Origin of the sequence: Brevibacillus sp. HB2.2 (genome assembly GCF_013284275.1) — a bacterium.
Classification (GTDB): Bacteria; Bacillota; Bacilli; order Brevibacillales; family Brevibacillaceae; genus Brevibacillus; species Brevibacillus brevis_D.
On sequence record NZ_JABSUV010000002.1, the window covers coordinates 192,918 to 219,108 of the forward strand.

General features: G+C 47.3%; 23 protein-coding genes. 21 read left to right on the forward strand and 2 right to left on the reverse strand.

Annotated features, from left to right (window positions below; translation table 11 throughout):
* The first annotated feature begins 16 nt into the window (after positions 1-16).
* From HP401_RS02260 to HP401_RS02270, 3 genes are read left to right on the forward strand one after another with little or no spacing between them, the layout of a single operon-like run.
* Positions 17-922 (forward strand): ComEC/Rec2 family competence protein, encoded by a 906-nt coding sequence (locus HP401_RS02260; RefSeq protein WP_173603901.1) that lies wholly within the window; start codon positions 17-19, stop codon positions 920-922.
* A gap of 15 nt (positions 923-937) precedes the next feature.
* Positions 938-1,561, forward strand: coding sequence for a redox-sensing transcriptional repressor Rex (locus HP401_RS02265; protein ID WP_012686190.1), 624 nt, complete (start codon positions 938-940; stop codon positions 1,559-1,561).
* Positions 1,562-1,577: 16 nt separating this feature from the next.
* Positions 1,578-2,882 (forward strand): amidohydrolase, encoded by a 1,305-nt coding sequence (locus tag HP401_RS02270; protein WP_173603902.1) that lies wholly within the window; start codon positions 1,578-1,580, stop codon positions 2,880-2,882.
* A gap of 64 nt (positions 2,883-2,946) precedes the next feature.
* Here HP401_RS02270 and HP401_RS02275 read toward each other — a convergent pair whose 3' ends face one another.
* Positions 2,947-3,126: a hypothetical protein gene (locus HP401_RS02275; RefSeq protein ID WP_133257456.1), complete on the reverse strand. Its 180-nt coding sequence runs from the start codon at positions 3,124-3,126 to the stop codon at positions 2,947-2,949.
* 133 nt (positions 3,127-3,259) lie between these two features.
* On the opposite strand from HP401_RS02275, the gene HP401_RS02280 reads away from it, so the two are divergent.
* The 5 genes from HP401_RS02280 (at position 3,260) to HP401_RS02300 (ending at position 8,281) form a co-directional block, all read left to right on the forward strand.
* Complete coding sequence (locus HP401_RS02280; RefSeq protein ID WP_173603903.1) at positions 3,260-3,952, forward strand: hypothetical protein; 693 nt, start codon at positions 3,260-3,262, stop codon at positions 3,950-3,952.
* A 29-nt stretch (positions 3,953-3,981) separates the two neighbouring features.
* On the forward strand, positions 3,982-4,461 hold the full coding sequence (locus HP401_RS02285; RefSeq protein WP_064199998.1) for a cell wall elongation regulator TseB-like domain-containing protein: 480 nt from the start codon (positions 3,982-3,984) through the stop codon (positions 4,459-4,461).
* Positions 4,462-4,613: 152 nt separating this feature from the next.
* Positions 4,614-5,141 carry a hypothetical protein gene (locus HP401_RS02290; protein WP_064199999.1) on the forward strand — a complete coding sequence of 176 codons (528 nt, stop codon included), beginning with the start codon at positions 4,614-4,616 and terminating at the stop codon, positions 5,139-5,141.
* A complete protein-coding gene (locus HP401_RS02295; protein WP_087348288.1) occupies positions 5,134-6,645 on the forward strand; it encodes an AAA family ATPase in 1,512 nt (503 codons plus the stop codon). The genes HP401_RS02290 and HP401_RS02295 overlap by 8 nt, the downstream gene beginning before the upstream one ends.
* A gap of 436 nt (positions 6,646-7,081) precedes the next feature.
* Entirely contained in the window at positions 7,082-8,281 is a 1,200-nt protein-coding gene (locus tag HP401_RS02300) for an MFS transporter (protein ID WP_173603904.1), read from the forward strand.
* Between the two features lie 85 nt (positions 8,282-8,366).
* On the opposite strand, the gene HP401_RS02305 is transcribed toward HP401_RS02300, so the two are convergent.
* Positions 8,367-8,810, reverse strand: coding sequence for an Lrp/AsnC family transcriptional regulator (locus HP401_RS02305; protein WP_173603905.1), 444 nt, complete (start codon positions 8,808-8,810; stop codon positions 8,367-8,369).
* A gap of 171 nt (positions 8,811-8,981) precedes the next feature.
* On the opposite strand from HP401_RS02305, the gene HP401_RS02310 reads away from it, so the two are divergent.
* The 13 genes from HP401_RS02310 (at position 8,982) to HP401_RS02370 (ending at position 26,189) form a co-directional block, all read left to right on the forward strand.
* The gene (locus HP401_RS02310) at positions 8,982-10,148 is read left to right on the forward strand and encodes a serine hydrolase domain-containing protein (RefSeq protein ID WP_173603906.1); all 1,167 of its coding nucleotides are present in this window, start codon (positions 8,982-8,984) and stop codon (positions 10,146-10,148) included.
* Between the two features lie 352 nt (positions 10,149-10,500).
* Positions 10,501-13,455 carry a WIAG-tail domain gene (locus HP401_RS02315; protein ID WP_173603907.1) on the forward strand — a complete coding sequence of 985 codons (2,955 nt, stop codon included), beginning with the start codon at positions 10,501-10,503 and terminating at the stop codon, positions 13,453-13,455.
* 217 nt (positions 13,456-13,672) lie between these two features.
* On the forward strand, positions 13,673-14,962 hold the full coding sequence (gene asnS, locus HP401_RS02320) for an asparagine--tRNA ligase (RefSeq protein ID WP_012686198.1): 1,290 nt from the start codon (positions 13,673-13,675) through the stop codon (positions 14,960-14,962).
* A 120-nt stretch (positions 14,963-15,082) separates the two neighbouring features.
* Positions 15,083-15,766 carry a DnaD domain-containing protein gene (locus HP401_RS02325; RefSeq protein ID WP_012686199.1) on the forward strand — a complete coding sequence of 228 codons (684 nt, stop codon included), beginning with the start codon at positions 15,083-15,085 and terminating at the stop codon, positions 15,764-15,766.
* A 105-nt stretch (positions 15,767-15,871) separates the two neighbouring features.
* Positions 15,872-16,294, forward strand: a complete 423-nt coding sequence (locus HP401_RS02330; RefSeq protein ID WP_173603908.1) for a hypothetical protein — start codon at positions 15,872-15,874, stop codon at positions 16,292-16,294.
* Complete coding sequence (locus HP401_RS02335) at positions 16,275-17,447, forward strand: glycosyltransferase family 4 protein (RefSeq protein WP_173603909.1); 1,173 nt, start codon at positions 16,275-16,277, stop codon at positions 17,445-17,447. Before HP401_RS02330 ends, HP401_RS02335 begins: the two co-directional genes overlap by 20 nt.
* Before the next feature lie 122 nt (positions 17,448-17,569).
* A complete protein-coding gene (locus HP401_RS02340) occupies positions 17,570-18,616 on the forward strand; it encodes a glucose-1-phosphate thymidylyltransferase (protein ID WP_173603910.1) in 1,047 nt (348 codons plus the stop codon).
* The gene (locus HP401_RS02345) at positions 18,613-19,416 is read left to right on the forward strand and encodes a glycosyltransferase family 2 protein (protein ID WP_087350231.1); all 804 of its coding nucleotides are present in this window, start codon (positions 18,613-18,615) and stop codon (positions 19,414-19,416) included. Before HP401_RS02340 ends, HP401_RS02345 begins: the two co-directional genes overlap by 4 nt.
* A complete protein-coding gene (locus tag HP401_RS02350; protein ID WP_173603911.1) occupies positions 19,413-20,363 on the forward strand; it encodes an NAD-dependent epimerase/dehydratase family protein in 951 nt (316 codons plus the stop codon). Before HP401_RS02345 ends, HP401_RS02350 begins: the two co-directional genes overlap by 4 nt.
* A 26-nt stretch (positions 20,364-20,389) precedes the next feature.
* The gene (locus HP401_RS02355; protein WP_173603912.1) at positions 20,390-21,463 is read left to right on the forward strand and encodes a glycosyltransferase; all 1,074 of its coding nucleotides are present in this window, start codon (positions 20,390-20,392) and stop codon (positions 21,461-21,463) included.
* A 12-nt stretch (positions 21,464-21,475) separates the two neighbouring features.
* On the forward strand, positions 21,476-22,762 hold the full coding sequence (locus HP401_RS02360; RefSeq protein ID WP_173603913.1) for a UDP-glucose dehydrogenase family protein: 1,287 nt from the start codon (positions 21,476-21,478) through the stop codon (positions 22,760-22,762).
* Between the two features lie 96 nt (positions 22,763-22,858).
* Positions 22,859-24,718, forward strand: a complete 1,860-nt coding sequence (pepF, locus tag HP401_RS02365) for an oligoendopeptidase F (RefSeq protein ID WP_173603914.1) — start codon at positions 22,859-22,861, stop codon at positions 24,716-24,718.
* A gap of 247 nt (positions 24,719-24,965) precedes the next feature.
* On the forward strand, positions 24,966-26,189 hold the full coding sequence (locus HP401_RS02370; RefSeq protein WP_173603915.1) for an efflux RND transporter periplasmic adaptor subunit: 1,224 nt from the start codon (positions 24,966-24,968) through the stop codon (positions 26,187-26,189).
* Positions 26,190-26,191 lie beyond the last annotated feature (2 nt).

Genomic DNA, 26,191 nt, shown 5'->3' on the forward strand with positions numbered 1-26,191 from the left:
TAAGGTGATAAAATAAATGTTATGGAAAAAAGCGTGGCGTTGGTGGACTGTAGTTCTTAGTGCGATTTTCCTTAGCGCATGCTCGATTGATAGCCATTTGTATTTGCAAGAAGCAGCAGTGAAGATAGATGACCCGTTTGAAACGGAGACAGAACAGGAATTTTCGGGTCTCATTGTCACCTACTTGGCACTTCCACATGGTGAGAGTACGCTTTTGAGAATGCCAGGCGGTAAAACGATGCTGATTGATACGGGTACGGCAGAAGATTGGCCCGTTCTTTCGGCGCGCTTGGCAGAGCTCAAGATCACACGGCTCGACTATGTAGTGTTGACGAACGACCAGCCTGAGCATATGGGAGGCTACGCTTCATTGAGCCAACAAGTGCTTGTAGATGCCGTCATTTTGCCCAAGCTGATCGCGCCATCCATTCGCCATGTCGTGCTGCTTCGCTCCAACCAAAAGCAGATGGAAGCAGAGCAAGGACAAGTACTCACTCTTGACCAAGATATCTCCATGGAAGTGTTGCTCCCGGATGAACCGTTATTTTTATCGCCCCAGAATAATTCTCTCGTTTTTCGACTGACGCATGGCCAACTGCGATTTTTATTTATGAGTGCTGTGAATGAAAAAGCAGAAGAGCGACTGTTGGAACGGCAAAATGACAGATTGAAGGCGGAAGTGCTAAAGGTAGCTGGTCAGGGAAGCAATCAAGGCTCTTCGCAACCGTTTCTGACGAAGGTCGATCCCCAGGTCGCCATTATTCAGACAGGCCGATCCCGGGATCAAATGAAAGACGGTCAGACGGAAGTCATGGAGCGCCTGGGTGAGTCATGGGCCGAGACATACGTTACCAGCCACGACGGTTCCATTACCATTTTATCGAATGGAAAAGAATATCGGATTTTGAAGCAAAAGAATTAGGGGGGAAGACCGAACGTGGCAAAACACGAAAAGATTTCGGAAGCGGTCGTCCGTCGTTTGCCGATTTATCTGCGTTACCTCAGTTATTTGCAGCAAGTTGAGGTGACCACCGTTTCCTCCCAACAGATGGGCAAGAATCTCGATGTGAATCCTGCCCAAATCAGAAAAGATCTTGCAGCTTTTGGTGATTTTGGAAAAAAGGGAATCGGCTATGATGTCGATTATCTGGTGGAAAAAATACGTGAAATTCTAAAGCTAACAGATGAAATCCGTGTCGCTTTGGTCGGAGCTGGGCATTTGGGCCATGCCATTAGTAACTACAACGCTTATTTGAAAGATAACATGCGGATTGCGGCCATCTTTGATAATAATCCAGAGAAGCAGGGTAAAAAAGTCGCAGGTATACCGATTCAGCCTTTATCAGAGCTGGAAGAGACAATCGTAAACAAGCAAATCAAGCTGGCGATTATTACGGTACCGGCACCTGCAGCGCAATCCGTATGTGATCAGTTGACTCAAGCGGGTATCAAGGGGATCTTGAATTTTGCCCCTACGACGATTCGCGCAGGAAAAGATGTTCGCATTCACTATGCGGACGTGACGTCCAACCTGCAAAGCCTGGCCTACTACTTGACATAAGAATGGAGTGTATACTATGAAAAAGACGATCCTCATTCACGCAACAGTCATTACCGTTAACGATACGAATGAAGTCATTTACGATGGTGCCGTAGCATTCGAAGGTAACAAGATTACGTATGTGGGCCCAACTCCTGAGGACCTATCAGAAGCAGGATACGATGAGGTTATCGATCAAAAAGGAGACTACATACTCCCTGGTTTAATCAACACGCATGGACATGCTGGTATGTCCCTCCTACGCGGTTATGCAGATGATTTGCCGCTGCAACAATGGCTGGAAGACAAAATGTGGCCATTGGAGGCGCAATTCACGGGAGATACAGTAAAATGGGGTACTCAACTGTCGCTTATTGAGATGATTCGTACGGGAACCACTACGTTTGTGGATATGTATGATCATATGGATGTTGTGGCAAAAGAAGTCGATGCAGCTGGAATGCGTGCCCGCCTTTGCCGAGGGATGATCGGTTTGTGCTCCGAAGAAGAACGTCAAACAAAGCTGAAAGACGCGACTCTTTTTGCAAAAGAATGGCATAATCAGGCAGACGGACGTATTACCGTCATGATGGCACCGCATGCGCCGTACACCTGCTCGCCAGAATTTATTACCCAAATTATCGAAAAAGCCGATGAGTTGTCCTTGCCGCTTCATATCCATATGTCTGAAACCGCTTGGGAAGTCGGTCAAAACGAGAAGGACTACGGACTGCGTCCAGTCGCTCATTTAGAAAAGCTGGGCATGTTCAATCGCCCAACACTCGTCGCGCACGCTGTTCACCTAACGGATGAAGAAATCGACATTTTGGCAAAATACAACGTGAGAGTTTCTCATAATGTCGTGAGCAACCTGAAGCTGGCAAGCGGTGTTGCGCCTGTTCCGAAAATGTTGGCAAAAGGCGTAAGCGTATCACTGGGTACTGACAGCTCGGCAAGCAACAACAATTTGAATTTGTTTGAGGAATTGAAGCTCGCTGCGATCCTGCACAAAGGTGTAAATAATGACCCAGTAGCGGTTCCAGCAGAGGAAGCACTTCGCATGGCTACTCGTTATGGCGCAGAAGGGGTTTTCCAAGAAGAAACACTCGGAAGCATTGAAGTAGGCAAGCAAGCTGACTTGATCGTGATGGATAGCCATCAAGCCCATTTCCACCCAGCACACCAACCGATTTCACACGTGGTGTACGCGGCAAATGGACGAGATGTGAAAGATACGATTGTAGCGGGTAAATTCTTAATGCGTAATCATAAGTTGTTAACCATCGATGAGGAGCGCGCGATTTACGAAGCAAACCGCGTATTCCAAACGTTAAAACGGTAAAAGGCTCCTGTCAGGTGGGGGACAGGAGTAAGGCAGTGCAGGTGTAGGTAGGGGAATTGGGATACTACGACGTTCCGTTGTTCATTTTTGCCACAGCTTTTGTCAGGAGATGATGGCGAAAATGAAGAGTGGGTGTGTGCGACCATTGACGCAAGGGAGACGACAATCCTGCCCAGGAGACGCGGTATTCCTGTAACAGAAACCCAAGTATGTCAGGAGATGTGGTTTGTTGCGAAGATGTCACGCGCTCACCTCCTCGGGGTGTATGTGTAGTATGACCGCCCAACCTTAAGCTATGATTAGCAACTTTTCCGTGTCGTTCTAAAACCTTCCCGTATAGCATAGGCTAAAGACAAAAATGGGACAGGGGGGACGACATGTACATCCGGCCCAAAATGCTGTGGTGGCTCATTCCAATCCTACTCGGTCTATTTCTCCTCGGGATTGTATTGGGGACAGTAAGTCGATCTGCCAATACAGATACTGCGCCTGCCGTCAGACAAACAACAGGGACGAAGCAGACGAAGACGGTAGCGGAGCTTTTGGAGCAGATCACGAAGGACGAGGAACGCTCATTTCTCGTATACATGCAGAATCAGACCTTGCATGGGCGATATCAAAATGAGCAATTTCAGCTCGCAGGAGAAATCGGTGGCCACCAGCTTGAAATAGCCAGAAAAGATGGGCAGCCAGTATCGGTGCGAATGGATGGCCAGATACAGGATCATGCCGCACTGCCTTATGCGATGTTCACCCCGTATGAGCACGCAGTATTGCTCAAGGGAGTTTTGCAATCGGTCAGCCCTGAACGCCTTGAAGATACTGCAGGGCAAGGATGGAGTGGATACCGGATAGCGGTACCACCTGAGGAAGTCTCTTCGTTATTATCGATGTGGTTAGGTCCATCCTTCCCTCTTCAGGATTTGACTCCGAATATAACGAACGGAATGATAGTCAATTACCAACTATGGTACGATTCAACTACGGGGCAGCTTCGCCAACTGGAGCTGGATTTGCAAATACAAACGGCAGTTGGAGTGAAGAGAGACCAGCTTCGATTCCGATTGTAATGTCAGCCACGTAAAGGAGTTACTTTGCTGTGTTAGTACGAATTATCCTATCAATCGTAGCCGTCATTTTACTTACGGGAGCTGGGTTCGCCTATCATCTGACGGCTTCTGTAGCAGGAGAGCGCAATCAATTTGAGGAAACCGTTCGTCAGTGGGTCCAGGATCGCACGACAATCACGGAGATTGAAACCATTGATGAATATCGAGGCAAGGAGAGCTACGCTGTCGTCATTGGGAAAAATAAGGCGGGGACACAAGTTGTCGCTTGGATGACCGATCAAAAAGTTAGCTTCGATCGAATGGATCTTGCTGTTCCAAAAAAGAATGTAGAAGAGGCGGTTTACAAGTCCTTCCCGCAATCGGAGATCACTCATTTGGTTCCTGGTCTCGAAAACGATAAGAAATTTTGGGAAGTCACTGTCAAAGACAAAGACGGTCGTTTTCACTACATTCACTATGATCTATTCACTGGCGCTCTGTTAACCTCATACGTGCTCTCGCCAAGCTAAGACGCTGGTATCACGACAGGCCTTTTCCTTATAGGAGAAGGCCTGTTTGGCATTCCACCCAACATCTGTATAAGAAAATGATATACTCATGTGATATACTGGGGATGTTGCAGAGAGAGAAAACGAGAACGATATTTATGGGGGGAGTAGCCGTGCAGATGAAAAAGAGCGCAATTGGATTATCTTTGGTGGCAACCTTGGCACTCCTGTTCGGAGGATGGTTCTTGTATCAAAAGATGGAGATTGAGGAGCCAATCCGTGCAGAAATTGGACAAATGCAGTCCGCAACATTGGGCAATTTGGAAATCAACAAAGATAAAATTCAAATAGATGTAACTGTTACAAAACCAGACGCATTTCCAGCAGAATATCGGAATCTGCTAACGGAGACAAAAAAGATCGCAGGGGAAAAAGAAGTGGTCATTGACATCGACAATCAGTCGACAACGATGCACGATATTTGGCAGAGTGGTCAATTTGTGTTTACAGAAGCAGTGGAGTTGCATGAATATAGCCGCATTCCAGCCCTTATGGAACAATGGAAAAAGGGGAATCAACTCGACCAAGCATCTGCATCGATGGATGACAAGAACATTTATGTTTATATGAAAAAAGGAACGGAGGATTTTTACACCATCATCCCCCGATCCAATGAAAAAGAGGTGACGGCACGTGCGTAAGGAAATACTGATCGGCGTCGTACCTGCACTGTTGATTTTTCTTGTTTTTCTTGGTGTAAACATTACGCCATTCCTGGTGTTCGGAGCCGTACTGGGTGCGATTTACTTTCTGGTCATCCGCCAGCAAAATGGTCAAGGTGGAAATGTCGCCCTCGGGGGGAAAAGAAAAGCAAACAAGCATGAGCTGCCGAAATCGGACGTGCAGTTTGCCGATATCGGTGGACAGGAACGCGCCAAAAAAGAACTGAAGGAATCGCTTGATTTTCTCGTGTATAAAGACAAAATTGAGCAGTACGGGATTCGCCCGATTAAAGGTGTTCTTTTGACAGGTCCTCCTGGTACGGGTAAGACACTGATGGCGAAAGCGGCAGCAAACTATACAAATTCTGCTTTTGTAGCGGCATCGGGTTCGCAGTTCGTAGAGATGTACGTCGGTGTCGGTGCACAACGCGTCCGTGAATTGTTTCAGGAAGCGAAGGCATTAGCAGAGAAAAATGGGCAAGACAGCGCGATTATTTTTATCGATGAGATCGATGTCGTCGGTGGAAAAAGGGACGGTCAACAGCAGCGTGAATACGATCAAACCTTGAATCAACTGTTGACGGAAATGGATGGTGTAGCTACGACTGACAAACCGCGGATTTTAGTCATGGCAGCTACGAACCGGAAGGACATGCTCGACGCAGCGCTGTTGCGTCCCGGTCGTTTTGACCGTCATATTAGCGTTGATCTTCCGGACAAACCAGCACGCGAGCAGATTTTGACCATTCATACGGCCAATAAACCGCTAGGCGAGGACGTCACACTGGAAAAAGTGGCTCAGGAGACATTCGGATTTTCTGGCGCGCAGCTGGAGAGTGTAGCCAATGAAGCAGCTATTTACGCCATGCGTGACCGCCAGGACAAGATCACAGCGAAACATTTTGGCTATGCAGTGGACAAGGTTATGCTCGGAGAGAAGGTAGACCGTCAAGCATCTGAGGAAGAGAAGAAGCGCGTTGCTCTCCATGAATTGGGACATGCCATTGTAAGTGAGAGCGTGCGACCAGGCTCTGTATCGCAGGTCACGCTGAGTCCACGAGGCAAAGCACTGGGATACGTCCGACAAAATCCAATGGAAGACCGCTATCTGTATACCAAGGAAGCGATGGAGAAGCAAATCATGGTTAGCCTTGGAGGAGCAGTAGCGGAGGAAATCTACTACGGTGGGCGCAGTACTGGATCGAAGAATGACTTCGAGCAGGCGCTGGGAATGGCACAGGAAATTGTACAAAGCGGTATGTCCGAGCTAGGGATTGTACATTTGCAATACGTGGATAAGAATCGGATTCATGACGAGGTTGAGCGTCTGCTGGAAGGATTGCTCGCAGAAACTCGCAATCTTTTGAGACAATTTGATTCCGTATTCCAAACGGGCTTGCATACATTGTTGGAAGCGGAAGTTCTGCAAGGCGATGAGTTCAGGGCCCTATTGTCACAAACGAAGGAAGAAGTTGCTGTATAAGTGAAAATAATGAACCTGCTAGCCAAGGGAAGAGTCGGCGAAGCAGGTTTTTTTGTGTTTGCTCGCTGTAACAAAGAAAATAAACCATTAGAATGAAAAATAAAGTATTAGACTGGGAACGGCATTAAGTTACCGGGAGAATAGCTGGTTCACGGAAAATAATAATGACTATTGATAGGCGCAATAAGGTAGCGCCTATTTTTAATTTAGGATAAGAAAAACTAACTTCACGACTCCTTTATTTCTAGAGTGCCAGAGCGGCCGCCGCTGCCTTTTTGCCTTTAAAATCATGGAATTTCTATAAAAATAAAAGTATTTTCCTCTTAATTCGCTTCATCCTCCTTTAATCATCCATGTAAAATAATATTTTATTTATATATGCTTATACGAAAGCCAAAGCTTTCATACGGCAAAAATAAATAAAGGAGATTTTTTCGTGAACTCAAACACTGCTGTTATAAGAAAAGGCGGAGCAAATGTGTCGTCTTCCAAACGTCTTCCGTGGGTCGGGCTGCTGGCCTTAGCCATGGCGGGATTCATCTGCATTCTTACGGAAGGCCTACCTGCTGGATTATTGCCACAAATTGCACAGGATCTTGGGGTCACAGAAGCTTTTGCCGGACAATTGGTCACTCTCTATGCGGTTGGATCTCTTCTGGCCGCCATTCCTTTGACAACGGCTACCCGCGAGTGGAGGCGCCGGCCGCTTCTGCTGCTGTGCATCATCGGCTTTCTTGTTTTTAACACCATCACCGCGTTATCTTCCGTTTATGTGCTGACGCTTGTCGCGCGTTTCTTCGCAGGTGTCTCGGCAGGTGTTCTGTGGGGGATGACGGCCGGTTATGCGCGGCGCATGGTGCCTGATTCGCTGAAAGGAAGAGCGATGGCAGTAGCCATGGTTGGCACCCCGTTGGCATTGGCGCTGGGTGTTCCGCTAGGCACTTTTTTCGGTACTTATACAGGCTGGCGTCTCATTTTCGGAGCTGTATCATTACTGGCTGCAGCCCTTATTGGCTGGGTGCTCTGGAAGGTGCCGGATTATGCCGGCGAGCCTGCCGGTGATCAGCTCCCTTTTCACAAGGTTTTCCTGATTCCTGGTGTACGGCCGATTCTGTTAGTCGTTTTGGCATGGGTACTAGCTCATAATATTTTGTACACTTATATTGCACCGTATCTTGCGGAAACCGCGTTTGCTCAGCGAGTGGATTTGGTTCTTCTTATTTTTGGAATAACCTCGGTTGCAGGCATTTGGGTGATAGGTATGCTGATTGACCGTTCTCTAAGAATGCTGGTTTTAATCAGCATCACGGGATTTGCTTTGGCTTCTGCAGCCTTGGGAATCGGAATGAATCAACCTGCAATCATCATTCTTGGTGTTACAGCGTGGGGGCTTACGTTTGGCGGGGCAGCCACTTTACTGCAAACAGCAATAGCACAAGCTGGGGGAAACAGCGCAGATATAGCCCAATCGATGCTGGTTACCGCGTGGAATGTGGCAATCGGCGGAGGGGGCATTATTGGTGGGTTTCTTCTCGAGCTGCTTGGAGCAGGATTCCTTCCGGGCTCATTAATTATCCTGCTGCTTCCCTCCTTGCTTGCAGCTTGGCTAGCTAAAAAGCATGGCTTTCCTTCCTAAAGGAATCCGCAAGTATGTGTAACATAAGCAAAAAAATGAATCCGCTGCAAGGCGGATTCATTTTTTTGGATTATAAAATTAAATCTTATGCAAGCAAATTCGGTTCTCCAATGAGATTTTTATAAGCGATCGGTGAAGACATTACGATCAGAGTCGTATAGGTTCCGTATTGATCGCACCGGTTTTCAAACCCTTCCAGCTCCTGGGTTGTTTCCGTAAGGACCTTCAATAAATAATTATGCTCTCCGCTTATCCGGTAACATTCCATGACCTCCGGTGAAGAACGACAAAAATCAAGGAATGGATAGCAATTCCCGGTCCTAACAAGCATATAGGCTGTGCATTGCTTACCCACTTTTTGCGAAGAAATGACTGTTCGGTATTCCTCGATAACACCCTTTTCTTCCATGCGTTTTACACGTTCAGTTACGGCTGGCTGAGACAGTCCCACCAGCTTTCCTAAATCTGTCATTGATAATCTTGCCTGGTTCTGCAAATGGAGCAGGATGTTTTTATCGATTTCGTCCAAGAAAATCGCCCTCCTTTATTTTTAAAGTTATTTCTTTTAAATACCTTTATAATCATCGAAAACTTCTTTATCTAACTTGTTTGTTTTATGTAAGGAAGCAGAAATTATTACTATAATAAACTCACTTGCTATTAATAATCAAGTAAATTACACCAGGAGAGGATGAGAAACATGAGAAATATAGATATGGAATTGGTGCATAAAAGCGTCAATGAGGTAATTGACCGCACACTTGAGGAAAAAAGGATCGTGGGTACCGTCGTCCAAATTGCATTAGGCGGAAACCTCGTTTACAGCAGACCTGCTGGTTGGGCCGATCGCGAGCAGAAACGGCCGATGCAGGAAAATGCTTTGTTTAGATATGCTTCGGTAACCAAGCCGGTCGTGTCAACGGCAGTCTTAGTATTAATTTCGCAAGGGAGATTGCAGTTAGACGATCTGGTGGAAAAATGGTTGCCCGCCTTTCGTCCCAAACTGCCAAACGGACAGTATGTTCCCATAACCGTTCACCATCTGATGACGCATACCGCAGGCTTAACTTACCGTTTCTTTCAGGAAGAAAAGGGAACTTATGAGCTTGCCGGGGTATCGGACGGCATGGATCTGGCGGGAATTACACTTGAAGAGAATCTACAAAGACTCGCTTCTGTCCCGCTTCTATATGAGCCAGGGAAAATGTGGAGGTATTCCATAGCAACAGACGTGCTCGGAGCGGTCATTGAAAAGGTTACTGGATTGCCGCTAAGTGAAGCTGTACGGATGCTTGTAACTCATCCGCTTTCCATGATGGACACGGATTTCAAGGCCGTGGACACGGACAGATTGACTACGGCTTACGCAGACAGTGCTGGAGAGCCCCGGCGCTTGCACGATTTTGATACCGTTCCATTCGTGGAGGGGACGGCAGGATTCCTCCTTTCACCCAACAGGTTTACCGATAAGACAGCTTATCCTTCCGGGGGAGCCGGCATGATTGGCAGCGCAGAAGACTTTCTTAAACTGCTGGAAGCTTTGCGGCAGGGAGGAAATCCGATTCTGCCGGAGGCTCTTGTTACGGAAATGACAACCAATCAAATTGGTAACCTTGTAATGCCCTATTGGCCGGGGCGAGGCTTTGGACTTGGTTTCACGCTGCTTAAAGACCCAGCGGCTGCCAATACACTGGAATCGCCGGGAACTTGGCGGATGGGCGGCACCTATGGTCACTCTTGGTTTGTTGATCCGAGAGAGGAGCTTAGTGTAGTAGCGTTCACCAATACAGCGCTTGAAGGAATGTCAGGTAGGTTTACAACAGAGCTGTGCGAATCTGTCTACAGGGGTATTCGAGGAGTTAAGTAAGGAGAAAGAACGTTATCTTGAACAAATATTCGGAGTGTGCAGACCCTAGATGGATATCAGATTACACTTACTAAGTTAATTTGAGATGAGAATTTACCATGCAGTACAATCCGTCGTTCAACTTAACGGAGAACGAGTTCAATAAACCAGCCGCAGCCTAGACTTTATTTTTCCGGTCCAAGGCTGCGGCTGGTTTTATATTGAAGCCAGTCTAAAACTATATTTTCTTCGGATACTGGCCACTTGGGCAATTCAGGATGAAACAATTTTGTAGACACGGTGCCAAATAAGTAAATGGATGAATATCCTACAAAGGTGATACGGGAATGAAATCAGGAGGCAAGGAGACCCTATGGCCAATGTGAACCGGCGAAAAGCAAACAAAAGTCTGAGCAAAACCTTTAGGCAGACCATGCACGAGTTACCGCTCTCATATACATCATCACCCGATCGGGAGTGGATGGAAGACCTCGAATTAAATCTGCTTGAAAGTCATTTGGAGAGCAGTCACAGAATACCTCCCATCTCTGCTGCCACACCGAAAGAGCAACAAAACCCGATTCCCAAAGTACCCAAGCAGGACCTATCCTCCAAACAGGACTCGTTTTCCAGACAGGATTCAACTTCCAGACAAGATTCAACTTCCAGACAGGATTCAACTTCTAGACGGGATTCAGTTTCCAGACAGGATTCAACTCTCAGACGGGATTCAGCTTCCAGACAGGATTCAGCTTCCAGACAGGATTTAGCTTCCAGACAGGATTTACCTTCCAAACCGGATACTTCTTCCAAACCGGATACGTCTTCCAAACCGGATACGTCTTCCAAACAGAACGTATCTTCCAAACAAAACGCATCCTCCAAACAGAGCTCAACTGCCAATCCGAACTTTTATTCGAAGGTCATCAAAGACCGAAATGATGATCGTGTCCAATCATTTGTCTATACAGACGACTTGACAGATCAATCCGTGACAACAGAAAAAATTGCGAACCGGGCCATTGACGCGTCCAAAATTAAGCAAGGCGCCGTGGATAATTCTATTTTGAAGGATTATGCCGTGGACAGCAGTAAACTCGCGGACAAGAGCGTAACTTCCACCAAACTCGCCCCGCATGCGGTACAGAGGGATCATCTGGGGCAGGGAATCGTAAGCGGCGAGCACTTGTTGGATTATTCCATTTCCGCGCAAAAATTGATCAACCATAGCATTACTTCCGAGAAGTTAGCCGATAAAACCATCGACTCGATGAAATTTGCCGATCATTCGATCCAGAGCAAGCATATTCAGGAGCAAGCGATCACGAATGAGTTGATTCAGGATCAATCGATTACCTCGGAAAAGATAAAGATGGGGACCATTCAAACAAGTAATCTCGCCAATTATGTGATCAACACAGTGAAGATTGAGGATGGAGCTGTCACAGGCGATAAATTACGCGATGGAGCTGTAACTTCGACGAAGATAGACGAAGATACAATTGAGTCTCAACATATTCGTGAAGGCTCCATTTACCATCATCATCTCACGGAAGAGCTAATCGATGGCAGCAACATTAGCGCTGGCAGCATCACAGATCATCACATTGCATTTCAGGCCATTTATAGCCAGCATTTACATCCAGAAGCGGTGACCAGTGATAAAGTGGGGCCGTATGCGATATTGACTGAGCATTTGGACAACAACAGTGTCACGGCAGAAAAGCTCGCCAAAGAATCAATTGGCAGCACACATTTACAAGCTGGCAGTGTCCTTTCGAGTCACTTGCAGGACGGGATGCTGACGGCTAAAAAAATTGGGGATCAACAAATTACCTCAGCCAAGATAGCTGATAAGGCGATCACTGCCGACAAATTGGCGAACAGGTGTGTAGGAGAGCAACACTTACTCGATGAGAGCGTGAGTTCACGACATCTGATTGACGGAACCATTCGCTCAGAAAAGCTGGCAAGAAGATCTGTGGAAGAACAGCATTTGACTGACAGAATCATTGGGGGCAATCATCTACGCGAGTACATCATCCAGACCCAGCATCTGCATGACCACTTGGTGACCACCTCAAAATTGGCGCCGGAATCTGTTTCCACAGACAAAATCTCAGATCTAAGCATTACGACAAGCAAGCTTGGTGATGCTGTCATCACAGCGCCCAAAATAGCCAAAGATGCGATCAAGACCCGTCATCTAGGCAGATCAGCCGTGACGGGGGAAAAGCTTGCGGAAAAAGCAATTTCATCTGCACATCTCAACAGTCACATCATTCAAGCGGACCATCTCCAGGGTAACTCCATTTCCAAGGAAAAATTACAGGACGGCAGTGTCACCCGAGAGAAAATAGCCGATCAGAGCATTGATGCGAGCAAGCTAGATAGCCATTCCGTTCATGGTGCTCATGTCATAAAAGGCAGCCTGGATGGAACGCATATTAAGGAAGGAACGCTGAAAGGAAGTCATCTGATTAGCAAGAGCATAACAGAACAGCATCTGCAAAACCGGATCATTACGCAGGAAAAACTGGCAGAGGACTCCGTGACCGGTTCTAAAATTGCGTCCAAAGCTATCACTACGCATCACATAGCAAATCAGTCCATTGATGCAGAGAAATTATCCTTTCCGGTAATTGAGACCCATAATCATATTGGAGTAACCTTGCAACAATACGGTTTCGTCCCCTTCAGGCTTTCTGCCACAAGCAAGTCTACAGATGTGATTGTTCGATTGCCGCAGCCTTTTGCGGATACACATTATTGTATGGTGGCGATGACAAATCAACCGGGCATCTATACATCGCTCAAATATACGAAAAGGACTGCAGCGCTCATCACCGTATTTCGCAATCAGGAGGGGCAGGAAGCGACTGGTGTGATTCACTGGATCGGGATTGGAGTAAAAGGAGTAGATGTCCCACACGAAATATTGGATTGGTCAACAGAGAGGGGACAATTGGAGGCAGAAGAAGTCGAGGAAGATCACGACTTTGATGAGCAAGACATGGATGATGAAGATACGAATGATGAAGATACGAATGATGAAGAAGTGGAAGATGAGGACATGGTCGACGAAGATACGTATGAGGAAGACGTGGAAGACGAAGATACAAATGAGGAAGACATGGAAGATGAGGACATGGTCGACGAAGATACGTATGAGGAAGATACAGATGAGGAAGACAGGGATGATGCCTACACGGACGAGGATGACATGGACGATTACGACACGGATGAAGATGAAGAAGACACGGATGATAGTGACTTCGAGCAAGATTATGAAAGTAGTGAAGAATACGATAGCGAGGACGATAAATAATTCGGTAGGAAACAACAATGGGGCGAGTGGATGATTCAGAAGCAGGGAGGCCGATGTTGAGATCAGGTCTCCCAAATGCATATCGAGTTTACATAATTATTTTATCGTTAACATTATACAGGGAGACTTTCATTGAATTTGCAGGCCCCCAATAGTATAATTGTTTGGTATACTTAGTCTGTATTTGCGTGGCATGGTAAATGGAGGGAATCATTCAATGTTGACGACGATTGCCCGAATCGGGCAGCATGTTGGACAAGAAGTACGCCTGGGATGCTGGTTATACAACAAGCGCAGCAGCGGCAAGATTCAATTTTTGCAGCTCCGCGACGGATCCGGCTTCATTCAAGGTGTAGTAGTAAAAGCGGAAGTAGCGGAAGAAGTGTGGGAGAATGCATCGCAGCTCACACAAGAAAGCTCACTTTACATAACTGGTTCAGTTCGTGCGGATGACCGCGCACCAAGCGGTTACGAATTGACAGTAACAGGTGTGGAAATTATTCAGATCGCCCAGGAATATCCGATTTCCTTGAAGGAACACGGTGTTGACTTCCTGATGGACCATCGCCACCTGTGGCTGCGTTCTCCACGTCAGCGTGCAGTCATGGCTGTGCGTTCCGAGGTGATTCGCGCCATGTATGAGTTCTTCCACGAGAACGGTTTCGTAAAAGTAGACCCGCCAATTTTGACACCGACCTCTGCGGAAGGTACAACCAACCTGTTCCATACCAAATATTTTGATGAGGATGCGTATCTCTCGCAGTCCGGCCAGCTTTATATGGAAGCAGCCGCTATGGCGTTAGGGCGCGTTTACTCTTTCGGACCAACTTTCCGTGCCGAGAAATCCAAGACACGTCGTCACTTGATCGAGTTCTGGATGATCGAGCCGGAGATGGCTTTCGTAGATCACGAAGAAAATCTGCGTATTCAGGAAGCGTTTGTTTCTCATGTGGTACAATCCGTATTGAAAAACTGTGAGCGCGAACTGAAAACGTTGGAGCGCGATACAACAAAACTGCAAAATGTAACGGGATCGTTCCCACGCATCTCTTATGATGATGCGATTAAACTCTTGCAGGAAAAAGGTAGCGAGATTAAATGGGGAGACGACTTCGGTGCACCGGATGAGACGATGATTGCGGACCATTTCGACAAGCCTGTTTTCATCACCCATTATCCTACCGAAATCAAGGCTTTCTACATGAAGCCACACCCCGAACGTCCAGAAGTGGTTCTGTGCGCGGATATGATCGCACCAGAAGGCTATGGTGAAATCATCGGGGGTAGCCAGCGGATTGATGATCCAGAACTGTTGGAGAAACGTTTTGCTGAGCATGAGCTTTCGGAAGAGGCTTATCGCTGGTATATGGACCTGCGCAAATACGGTACAGTTCCTCACTCCGGCTTCGGTTTGGGTCTGGAGCGTACCATTGCATGGATTTGCGGGCTGGATCATGTGCGCGAAACCATTCCATTCCCACGCATGCTGAATCGTCTCTATCCATAGAGTTCCTTTATCGATGAACGATCTACACCCTGTTGCGCGAGGGCAGCAGGGTGTTCCTATTGTTTGACAGCGCGTTTTACGCACTCCCTTGTTATCCCAACCCAGAGGTGAATATGCGTTATGGACTCCCATATATTGCAATTGTTGCAAGAAGGAGCAACATCCGTCTCCAACCTTCTTTTGAAAATGTATAAGCGTATGTCATTGACTGATGACGAGATGATGCTACTGATTCATCTGCTGTCCTTTCAGCAGGAAGGGAATCGATTCCCGACCTTAACAGAGCTGGAGGAACGCATGTCCATGACGAGCAGGAGATTGATTCAATCTCTTCAAAAGCTATTAAAAGAAGATTGGATTACGATAGATGAGTTTATCGATCCACAAACTGGTATGCGTCATGAGCAATATAATTTGACACCGTTGTACAAAAAGCTGTACCAGACCTGGCGGGAGCAGCAAGCAGACCCGAGAAGTATAGACCCTTTTATGGAAGTGGCCGTTTCTCTGGATGCCGAACCTGTTGCCATTTACGCTCGTTTTGAGCAGGCATTTGGCCGCCCGCTAGCGCCGTTTGAATTGGAGAACATCCATATGTGGACCGAACAGGACGGCTATCAAGAAGATTTGATTTTGACCGCTTTGCGTGAGGCTGCAACCGTCGGCAAGCTCCACATCCGCTATATTGACCGGATCTTGCTCGAATGGCAAAAGCAACAGATAACAACCGTAGAAGAAGCACGTCTTTACAGCTTGAACTTCCGCAGACAAGCAAATATGAGAGACCACGGGCAACCGCTTTGATTTCATCCAAATCAAGCGGTTTTTTCTATGTCACCGTACACGTACCCATTTTCCTTGTCTGTCATAACATATTACGTAGATGCAAGCTTCAGGAGGCGATAACTTGTGGAAAAACGAAAAAAATGGGATCTGTCTCATTGGGTAACACCAGGTGTATTTTCAGGAAACTATGTTGTAGATGAGGCAGTTCAGCGTATTTCAATCGTAAAAGCCAATGAAAAACAAGATGAGGTAGTAACGGAAAACGTCCAGGAGCTGGTCGTAAATACAACAGCAGAGCAGCCGAAGGAACTGCTCTTGGAGCCTACCTTCGAAATTATTATGAGAGAGACCGACGAGGCCGTCGTGGAACAGGTTCACCAGCTTGAGCAAGAAGTGATGGAACTGAAAGAGGCGCTTGCTTCATGGGAAGAAAGATGGGAGAACCTTGAAGAAAACCATGCCAAACAATTGCAGTACTTGTATCAAGTGGTTCTTTCACTGAAAAAGGAGTGGGAGATCGAGCGAAATGAACATCGCGATTATTAGTCCGGGTCCCTTTTCTGTACCACCAGTCAAAGGAAGCTCGGTCGAACATGATATTGACGAGGTCACAAAGATGATCGAGCCCATGCATAACGTGACGATCTACACTCGTCAATGTGCGACCTACCCAACCTCATCCGTGGAAGAAAATCGGCGGTTCATTCGTGTCCCATATCAAGGGCCAAAGCCATATTTGCGCCGGATTATTCATCATATCAAGAAAAACAAGCCAGATGTCATTCTTGTGGAAAACAGACCGATCTATGTTCTCACATTAAAACGCCATTTTCCCAAGATCCCAGTCTTTGTGAATATGCACTCTCATGTGTACGGGTCACAGCCGATCATCAGCAAGGAAAATATGAAGCGTGCTGTTCGACTGGCAACGGGTTTTATTACGAACAGTGAATTTTTACGTCAACATTTTATTCGGACGTGCAAGATTCCTGCCAATAAAATCCATGCGGTTCACCTCGGAGTCGATGTCACACCTTATCAGGTTGCAAAAATAGCGGTCAAAAAAATGCGTCAAGAACTCGGATTGAAGCCAGATGATCGCATCTTGTTTTATGCCGGACGACTTATGCGTGGCAAAGGGGTACATGTGCTGATCAAAGCCTTTCGCCAGGTGAGCAAACAAGACCCAAAAGCCAAACTCGTGATTGTGGGGGGGACGGGATACGGCAGCAATCGTCTAAATCCGTATGTTCGAGAGCTCAAACGACTTGCGAAGCCCTTGGGGGAAAAGGTGCGCTTCGTCAATTTCGTCCCCTCCGCAAAAATGCCGCTTTACTACCAAATAGGGGATGTCGTAGCCACACCGTCTGTTTGGAAAGAAGCGTTTTGCCGTGTCAATTTAGAGGCAATGGCTGCCGGAAAGCCTGTCATTTCCACTCCACGTGGCGGCATTCGTGAAGTCGTTGCCCACGAGAAAAGTGGCTTTATCATCCCGCCAAAAGATTGGGAAAAAGGATTGCCTGCTGTGTGGGAGTTGTTGTGGAGTTCGCCAGCCGTCCGGAATGAAATGGGCAAACAGGCTCTGCAACGAGCAAAGTTTTTTTCTTGGTATGCAACTGCGCAAGGCTATCTGAACGTATTTGAATCAGTCGTTCCAACACGAATAGAAGAGAAACAGCAGCTTTTAAAAACTGGCTAATTTGAGTGGAAATGAAGTAGGTGGTTGCCTTTTCTTGCACCAATGTGGACGTCTGCCCTGTCCAGCTATCCAGATACGCATACCTTATAAGTATCGCAGAGCACAACTGGGGAGTGATACTTGTGAAAGGGTTAATCTTGTGTGCTGGACGTGGGACGCGACTGCACCCCTTTTCCTATTCGCAGCCGAAAACCCTCCTCCCTGTGGCCAATCACCCGGTCTTACACTATTGCATTCGCAAACTGCGTGAAGTGGGCATTCAAGACATTGGCATCGTGATACATCCTTCTCAATCACAAATTCCTCCCATGGTGGGCGATGGTAGTCAATTCGGGGCTACCATTACGTTTATCAAGCAGGAGGTACCATTGGGAATTGCCCATGCTGTCCAGCTAGCGCAACCGTTTTTGCAAGACGAACCGTTTATCTTGCTACTAGGTGATAATTTATTGATGGATTCGCTTCACGGGCTTACAAAAGCGTTTACGAAGGGAAAATCTGACGGTGTCGTGATGCTAAGTAAAGTGGAGAGACCACAGGATTATGGGATCGCAGAAGTACAAAAAGGACGACTAATCTCTGTAGAGGAGAAGCCACTTCAGCCAAAGAGCAACCTGGCAGTGATTGGTGCATACCTGTTTACGCCACCTATTTTCGAGTCGATTGCTACCCTACAACCATCTCCCCGAGGCGAACTAGAAATAACGGATGCGATTCAATCGATGATAAATCGCGGATTCAAATTGGCTCACTCCGTCACCAACGGGAAATATTCGGATGTGGGAACCATCGATCGCTGGCTGGAGGCCAACCAGTGGATGCTTACGAGGGAGCTAGGCAATCAACATCAAATTGGCAAAGGAACGGTTGTGAAAAATTCGAAGATTACGGGTCCCGTACGAATCGGTGATGATTGTGTGATTGAAAATTGCCAAATCGGACCGTACGTCTCGATCCAAAATGGCGTAAGCTTGAGAAATTGCTCGTATATCGAAAACAGTATTTTGCTGGAAAACAGCTCGCTGCAAGACATTGCTTGGAAAATAACAAACAGTGTTTTCGGACGCTCATCGATGATGACGGGTCAATCTTCTAACAGTACAGGAGTCTTCATTGTCAGCGACAAATCGTCCATTTGCATTCCAGCAGTCAAGAGGGAGGACGTATGAATCCGACCTTTACTGTAGTGATTCCGACATACAATCGGGCCAAGTTTATTCGCAAAGCCATCAAAAGCGTCTTGAATCAAACCTCAAAGGATTGGAAGTTGCTGATCATTGACGATGCGTCCACCGATCGCACCCGAAGTAAAATTGAAAAATATATGTACCACCCAAACATTATGTATCATCGAATGGAACAAAATTCTGGGATAGGCAAAGTCATGAATCAGGCATTGTCAATGGTGGATACACCTTATCTCGTACAACTCGATTCTGATGACTGGTTACCGAAACGAACGCTGGCTGTACTTAAAAAGTACATTCACAAAAGCAGGAAAAGCACAGCTCTCTTCTATGGGAACATGAACATCTGGAAAGTTCGGCATGGGAAATATACCAAGTCGATTAAGGTGAAGCACAAGACATTTCATAATAAATACCAGTTTCTGAAGTACAATCGCTGGATGGTTTCTCCACGTTGCTATCGCGTAGAAGCTCTACATCAAGTGGGTGGTTGGGATACCTCGGATCGATACGAGGGAAGGATTATGGAGGATCGGCGAATCATTTTGCGATTAATTGAAAAGTATCGGGTGAGGTACATCAACCAAATCCTTTACAACCGGACGAAGCATAAAGGTCAGCTCACGGATAGCAAGATGAAGTTCCGCCGAAATTATTTAAGAAAAAAAACATTCAAATATTATCTCAATAGGTGGGGTAAAAAGTACAAGGCCATCTATGGTTACAAGGACGGTTATTTAGTTATTAGAAGGCTCAAGAAAGTGAGGCGTCGGAGGCGATGAAGAAAGCTCTTGTCACCGGCTGTGCAGGTTTTATTGGGTCTCATTTGACGCAGCGATTGTTGAACGATGGCGTAACAGTCATCGGGATAGACGGGTTCATCGATAACTACGATGTAGCTGCGAAATTACGTAATCTGGCCGAAATAGGAAAGCACCCTTCCTTCACCTTCCACTCGACAACGCTTCAGACGGGGCGTTGGGACATTTGGCTCGAGAACGTCGATGTTGTTTTTCACCTCGCTGCCTTGCCGGGCGTGAGAAACAGCTGGGGAAAATCCTTTGCTGATTATGTTAGCCATAATATTTTGGCCACACAAGAATTGCTGGAGGCTTGCTTGCAAAGACCGAAGCCACCTGTCATCGTGGTCTCGTCCTCCTCTTCGGTTTACGGGACGATGCAAGGGATCGTAACGAATGAAAATGCGCCGCTTCGCCCAGTTTCCCCCTATGGGGTGACCAAGGAAGCGATGGAGCAAATCTGCTCGGTTTATGTGAAAGCTTATGGACTCCCGGTTACCATGCTTCGTTACTTTACGGTATACGGTCCCAGACAGCGTCCGGATATGGCTTTCCATCGTTTCTTTCGCCAAATGATGAAAGGCGAGCAGGTCATCGTCTATGGTGATGGTCAGCAATCACGAGACTTTACGTATGTGACAGACGCGGTAGAGGCGAATCTGCTGGCTGCACAGCATGCTGTTCCTGGTGACATTTTTAATGTGGGGGGAGATCGGGAAATCAAGCTCATCGATGTGCTATCCATCATGGGCACGTTAATGAATCTGACCCCTCGCATCACGTATCAAAATGGGCCCGCAGGTGACTCCCTACGAACCTGTGCGGACATCCAATTTGCCCAACAACGCTTGGGGTACAAACCAAAAGTGACGCTAGAAGAGGGCCTTCGCCATCAATTAGCAGAGATTCGTTCGCAAACGAAGGGGTAACACCCGTCATAAAGGAGGCCAGTTGCATGCATCGGGTCCTCGTTTATCGCAGAAAGTTTCTTCCCAAGAGTGAAACATTTATTTACGAGCAATTGCTTGGACATCAGGTGGTCAAACCCGTCGTGTTGACCCGACAGCGAGCCTTTAATCGAAAACAATTTCCTTATTCGCCGGTCTATGTGCGCAAGCATATGGCCGGCCTCTCCACTTGGCTGCGACGAAAAAATTTTAAATGCCTGCATGCCCGTTTTGGCCCTGCCGGGTTAGAATTGCTTCCTTATGCACAAAAAAGCAAGCTCCCCCTGATCACTTCCTTTCACGGCTTTGATGCGACTAAGCGTGTAAAAGAAAATCCAGTGTACAGACGGTCCCTTATGCGTCTCTTTCGAAAGGGCCAGGCTTTTACAGTCGTCAGCAATCACATGAGAAAGCGCTTGATTCGTCTCGGCTGTCCTCCGTCCAAAATTACCCTTATCCGCTCGGGAATTGATTTGCGCAAATTTCCCATGCTGCCGCCACGGCCCGTGGATCATGGGGAGTACCGATTGTTAAGCGTAGGGAGACTGACTGAAAAAAAGGGGATGGATACGCTAATCAAGGCGTTTACGCATGTGCATAAAAAATATCCCAAGGCGAAGCTAATCATCGTCGGTGATGGAGAAGAAAAAAAGAAGCTCAAACGACTGATTAAGAAAAACAGGCTAGGCACACAAGTCGTGCTCAAAGGAGCTCTGCCACATCGTGAAGTCCAGCGCGAACTGGCCAAGTGCCATTTATTCATCATCGCTTGCAAGACAGCGCGAAATGGCAACCAAGAGGGAATTCCCAATGTCATCATGGAAGCGATGGCAAGCGGACGCCCTGTCATTTCCACCTATCACGCGGGGATTCCGGAGCTGGTTGAAAACAAAGTGACGGGGTATCTGGTTCCGGAGAAATCACCGACTGCGCTCGGGAAAATGATAAACCGTGTACTAACAGAAAGTCACGAGTGGACACAGATCACGACAGAGGCTCGACTGAAAGTAGAAAAAAACCATGACATCCATAAGCAACGGATGAAGCTAGAAGAGCTCTATTTGCGTGTGTCGAAAAAATGATGAGGTGAAGGAATGAAAGTTGCCGTTATTGGGACCGGTTATGTAGGTTTGACAACTGCTGTTTCCCTTGCCATGAACGGTCATCAGGTGACGGGTATTGACCTCGATGCATCCAAAGTAGAAAAATTGCGCCAAGGGATCTCGCCGATTTACGAGCCGGGCTTGGATGAGGCATTGAAAAAAGTATTGGATGATGGTGCGCTTGCATTTTATACGGATCTGACGGAAGCGAAGGATGCTGAGATATTTTTTATTTGTGTAGGGACACCTGAAGCAGTAGACGGCACAGCCGATTTAACGTACTTACTCGGGGCTGTTTCTGACATAGAAAAGGTCCATTCGCTCGCACCGCAAGAACGCATCGTGGTAATCAAGAGTACCGTACCAGTCGGAACTGGCGAAAAAGTAGCGGGGATGCTGGCTGGCTGTCAAGGGGTATCTGTTGCATCCAACCCGGAGTTTTTACGGGAAGGGAGCGCATTAATAGACGCACTGGAGCCTTCGCGAATCGTCATTGGTGTAGATAATCCTCAGGCAGCGGCCCGCATGGAGGAACTGTACAACGGTGTGAAGGCACCGCGAGTAATCACCAGCAGAGCAAACGCAGAGCTGATCAAATACGCTTCCAATGCATTTTTGGCCACGAGAATCTCCTTCATGAATGAGCTAGCACGGTTGAGTACTGCGCTCGGGACGGATATCGTGACGATCGCGCGAGGAATGGGACTGGACAGCCGAATCGGTCCGCAATTTTTACGGGCAGGAGTAGGCTATGGCGGCTCCTGTTTTCCGAAGGATACGATTGCGCTATTGCAGCTCGCAGCAGAGCACAATATTCACTTAAGCATTTTGGATAAAGTGCGAGAGGTGAATGCGACGCAGCCTGCCTGGTTTTTGGAGCAGCTATGCTTGCAACTCCCTGAACTGAAAGGCAAACAAATTGCCGTTCTGGGGTTGACGTTTAAGCCAGATACGGATGACATCCGCGAAGCGCCATCGCTTAAAATAATAGAAGCACTCCTGCAAAAAGGTGCTTCCGTGAAGGCGTTCGATCCGATTGGGGTATCTGGTGTCAGTAAGCAGTTTCCACAGATCACGTATACACAATCTGCGACAGAAGCATGCGAGGGAGCACACGCCGCCTTATTGGTCACAGAATGGGAACAGTGTGTTCAACTGGATTGGAAACAGGTTTATCAAAGCATGGCGCAGCCTCTCTTGGTAGACGGACGAAATGCCTGGCCGAACCAGGAGGTAAAGGAAGCAGGCTTTCACTATATCGGTGTAGGAAGAAGCTGACTTTTCCATTTTGGGAAAGCTCGGCTTTTTTCTATGGAAAATGTGAAAGCGTCTGATTGATTTGAACCTGTAGGCATAATACGATAGGATACACATATGGATGATTTGACCATTTCATCTTACATGAATAACGAGGGAGTGATCACGGTGAATAAAAGCAAAGCACTGCCGAAACGCAGTGACGTCCCCGCTGAATACAAATGGCGTCTTGAGGACATGTATCCCACGGATAATGATTGGGAAGCGGACGTTCAAAAAGTAAAACAGCTCACAGAAAAAATCGCAGCAATGAAAGGCTCTCTGGCTACTTCCGGTAAACAGCTGCTGGCCGTGTTGACTCTGCAAGATGAATTGTTGAAGACGCTTGACCAAGTGTACGTCTATGCACGTATGCGTCGAGACGAAGACAATGCGAATAGCAAGTATCAAGGGTTGACTGACAGAGCGACTAGCCTGAGCACGCAAGTATACGGCTCCATTTCGTACATACAGCCGGAGATTTTGGCGATTTCGACGGAAGACTTGCAGACGTGGATCAAAGAAGTAGAGGGTCTTGAGCACTATCGCATTTTGTTGGATGAGATTACTCGCTTTAAGCCACATACGCTATCCGCCGAGGAAGAAGCATTACTGGCAAACATGAGTGAGCTTGCGTCCTCTCCTTCCAAAATTTTTGGGATGCTCAACAACGCTGACATGAAATTTCCGATGATCACGGATGAAAGCGGCGAGGAAGTCGAGCTGACCAAGGGGCGCTATACGCAGTTCATGGAAAGCAAGGACCGACGCGTGCGCAAAGAAGCATTCGAGGCATTGTACAGTACGTATGGCAAGTTCCGCAATACGATCGCAGCTTCTCTGACATCTGCCATCAAAGGGGATGTTTTCTACGCACGTACGAGAAAATATCCGTCTGCCCTGTACGCAGCCTTGTTTGCCGATAATGTGGAGCTCCCTGTGTACGATAACCTAATTGCAACGATCCACGAGCATCTTCCGCTCATGCACCGCTACATTGCTTTGCGCAAAAAATTATTGGGCGTAGATGAATTGCACATGTACGATTTGTATGTGCCGATTGTACCTGAGACGGACATGAAAATTCCGTATGACCAGGCCGTCTCAACGATTAAAGAAGCACTACAACCACTAGGTGAGGAGTACGGTCGCATTTTGGATGAGGGCTTTTCCAACGGTTGGATCGATGTGCATGAAAACGAAGGAAAGACAAGCGGAGCCTACTCATGGGGCGCCTATACATCACATCCGTTTGTCCTCATGAACTATCAGGACAACGTCAACAACATGTTTACGCTGGCGCATGAGATGGGGCATGCTTTGCATAGCTACTATTCCAATCACGCACAGCCTTACACGTATGCCGATTACAAGATTTTCGTAGCAGAAGTAGCTTCCACATTGAACGAAGCACTTCTGATGAATCATTTGCTCGAGACGACGACAGAAAAGAAACAGCGCATGTACTTGATTAATCATTATCTGGAGCAGTTCCGTGGAACGGTATTCCGTCAAACCATGTTTGCCGAGTTTGAAAAAATTGTGCATGCAAAAGAAGAGCAGGGAGAGCCGCTGACAGCCGAATCTCTCAGTACGATTTACCGTGAGCTCAATGTTGCCTATCATGGTCCAGATATGGTCGTTGACAGCGAAGTTGATCTAGAATGGGCGCGGATCCCTCATTTCTATCGCGGATTCTATGTATATAAGTACGCGACTGGCTTCTCGGCCGCGACGTCTCTTTCCAAGCAGATTTTGGAGGAAGGTCAGCCAGCCGTGGATCGTTACTTGCAGTTCCTCAAGGGCGGCAGTTCAGATTATCCACTCAATCTGCTCAAGGGCGCAGGCGTAGACATGACGTCGCCAACGCCGATTGCAGAAGCATTGAGTGTCTTCAAGGAATTGCTCGAAGAACTGGAACAGCTGGTCGAACAATAACGTGGATCAAATCCAAAAGGCAGTTCAAGTCTATGACTTGGCTGCTTTTTTTGTGAATTTTCCCTCAGGATCGTCCAATAAAAGGTAACTTTCCCATTTTTGCTGCGTATCTATTTATGCGCTGTTCGGTATTGTTATCCGTCTTGGGACGGAGATAAATTTCCACCCGCTGACTGTTTTGCAGCAGAGGTAAAAACTGGCACAATTACGCCATGAGGAATGATTGTGAAAATTTGGAGGAATTCTAGTGAAAAAACGGGCATCCATTATTCTGGCTTCGGTCATGTTGGTCGCTGCTGGTTGTTCAGCACCAGCACCAGAGGCACCGCAGCAGACAGAGGCAAAGGCGAAGGTAGTAGAGGTTGTAAAGGTCCAAAAGGCAACAAAGCCAGTGATGCTCGCTGTCACAGGGATGGTGGAAGCCAAGCGGGATGCGGTACTGTCATTTGGTACAGGAGGAACGATTTCAGCGATCTCCGCGACCAAAGGAGCAAAAATCGCCCAAGGACAGCTATTGGCCACATTGGATACGCGTTACACCCAAAAAGAAATTGCAGCAGCACAGGGGCAGGTAGAGGAAGCAGCAGCGCGGAAAATCAAGACGTTAAAGGGCGCGACAGCAGAAGCACTTGAGCAGAAGCGCTTGCAGGTAAAAAGTGCGCAAGACAGTCTGGATAAAGCAAAGCAGGACCTCGCAACAAGTGAGAAGCTGTTTGCAGGCGGAGCCATTTCGCAAAACGAAATAAATGCGAATAAACGGGCTGTTACGCAAGCAGAGATTACACTGCGTGACGCTCAGCTGTCTCTGAATGAGCTGCAAAAAGGAGCGGAGCCGGAAGATGTCATGGTCGCCAATGCATCGATTAAAGCTGCTGCCGGCGGTGTAGACCGCGCGAAGAAGAGCTTGGATGATGCGAAAATTCAGGCGCCATTTGCGGGAACAGTCGTGGATGTAAGGCTGCAAATCGGAGAGCAGGCTTCTCCAGGTCAAGAAATTATTCGCATTGTTGACCTGTCAGACGTAAAGGTAACCTTGGATGTCTCCAATGAATTGATCGGCCAATTCCGTGAGAAAACGAAGGTGCAGGCTTTGGCAGACGATGGTAAGAAAAGTGAAGGGACCATTGCATTTATCTCTCCAGTTGTGAACAAGGATACAGGGAAGTACCGCGTCGAGATCACGATTCCGAATGCAGATGGGTACTGGCGTGGAGGAATGGCCGCAACAATTGAGGTGCCGCGCCAAGTGAATGGCTTCCTCGTGCCGCTAGAAAGTGTCGGCGTGAGTCAAACCGACCATTACGTAATGGCAGTAGAGAATGGACTGACAGTAAAAAAACCAGTGAAGACCGGTCAATTGGTCGGAGACTCCATCGAAATCGTATCTGGAGTGAAAGAAGGCGACCAACTCCTGCGCAGTGGAATTACATTCTACGTCGAAGGGCAAAAAGTAGAGGCGAAGGGAGAATAGTT

Bases quoted from the DNA above. Each gene is read 5' to 3' on its own strand.
- HP401_RS02260 (WP_173603901.1), top strand. From the start codon at position 17: ATGTTATGGAAAAAAGCGTGGCGTTGGTGGACTGTAGTTCTTAGTGCG.
- HP401_RS02270 (WP_173603902.1), top strand. From the start codon at position 1,578: ATGAAAAAGACGATCCTCATTCACGCAACAGTCATTACCGTTAACGAT.
- HP401_RS02280 (WP_173603903.1), top strand. From the start codon at position 3,260: ATGTACATCCGGCCCAAAATGCTGTGGTGGCTCATTCCAATCCTACTC.
- HP401_RS02310 (WP_173603906.1), top strand. From the start codon at position 8,982: ATGAGAAATATAGATATGGAATTGGTGCATAAAAGCGTCAATGAGGTA.
- HP401_RS02315 (WP_173603907.1), top strand. From the start codon at position 10,501: ATGGCCAATGTGAACCGGCGAAAAGCAAACAAAAGTCTGAGCAAAACC.
- asnS (WP_012686198.1), top strand. From the start codon at position 13,673: ATGTTGACGACGATTGCCCGAATCGGGCAGCATGTTGGACAAGAAGTA.
- HP401_RS02325 (WP_012686199.1), top strand. From the start codon at position 15,083: ATGGACTCCCATATATTGCAATTGTTGCAAGAAGGAGCAACATCCGTC.
- HP401_RS02335 (WP_173603909.1), top strand. From the start codon at position 16,275: ATGAACATCGCGATTATTAGTCCGGGTCCCTTTTCTGTACCACCAGTC.
- HP401_RS02345 (WP_087350231.1), top strand. From the start codon at position 18,613: ATGAATCCGACCTTTACTGTAGTGATTCCGACATACAATCGGGCCAAG.
- HP401_RS02350 (WP_173603911.1), top strand. From the start codon at position 19,413: ATGAAGAAAGCTCTTGTCACCGGCTGTGCAGGTTTTATTGGGTCTCAT.
- HP401_RS02355 (WP_173603912.1), top strand. From the start codon at position 20,390: ATGCATCGGGTCCTCGTTTATCGCAGAAAGTTTCTTCCCAAGAGTGAA.
- HP401_RS02360 (WP_173603913.1), top strand. From the start codon at position 21,476: ATGAAAGTTGCCGTTATTGGGACCGGTTATGTAGGTTTGACAACTGCT.
- pepF (WP_173603914.1), top strand. From the start codon at position 22,859: ATGGATGATTTGACCATTTCATCTTACATGAATAACGAGGGAGTGATC.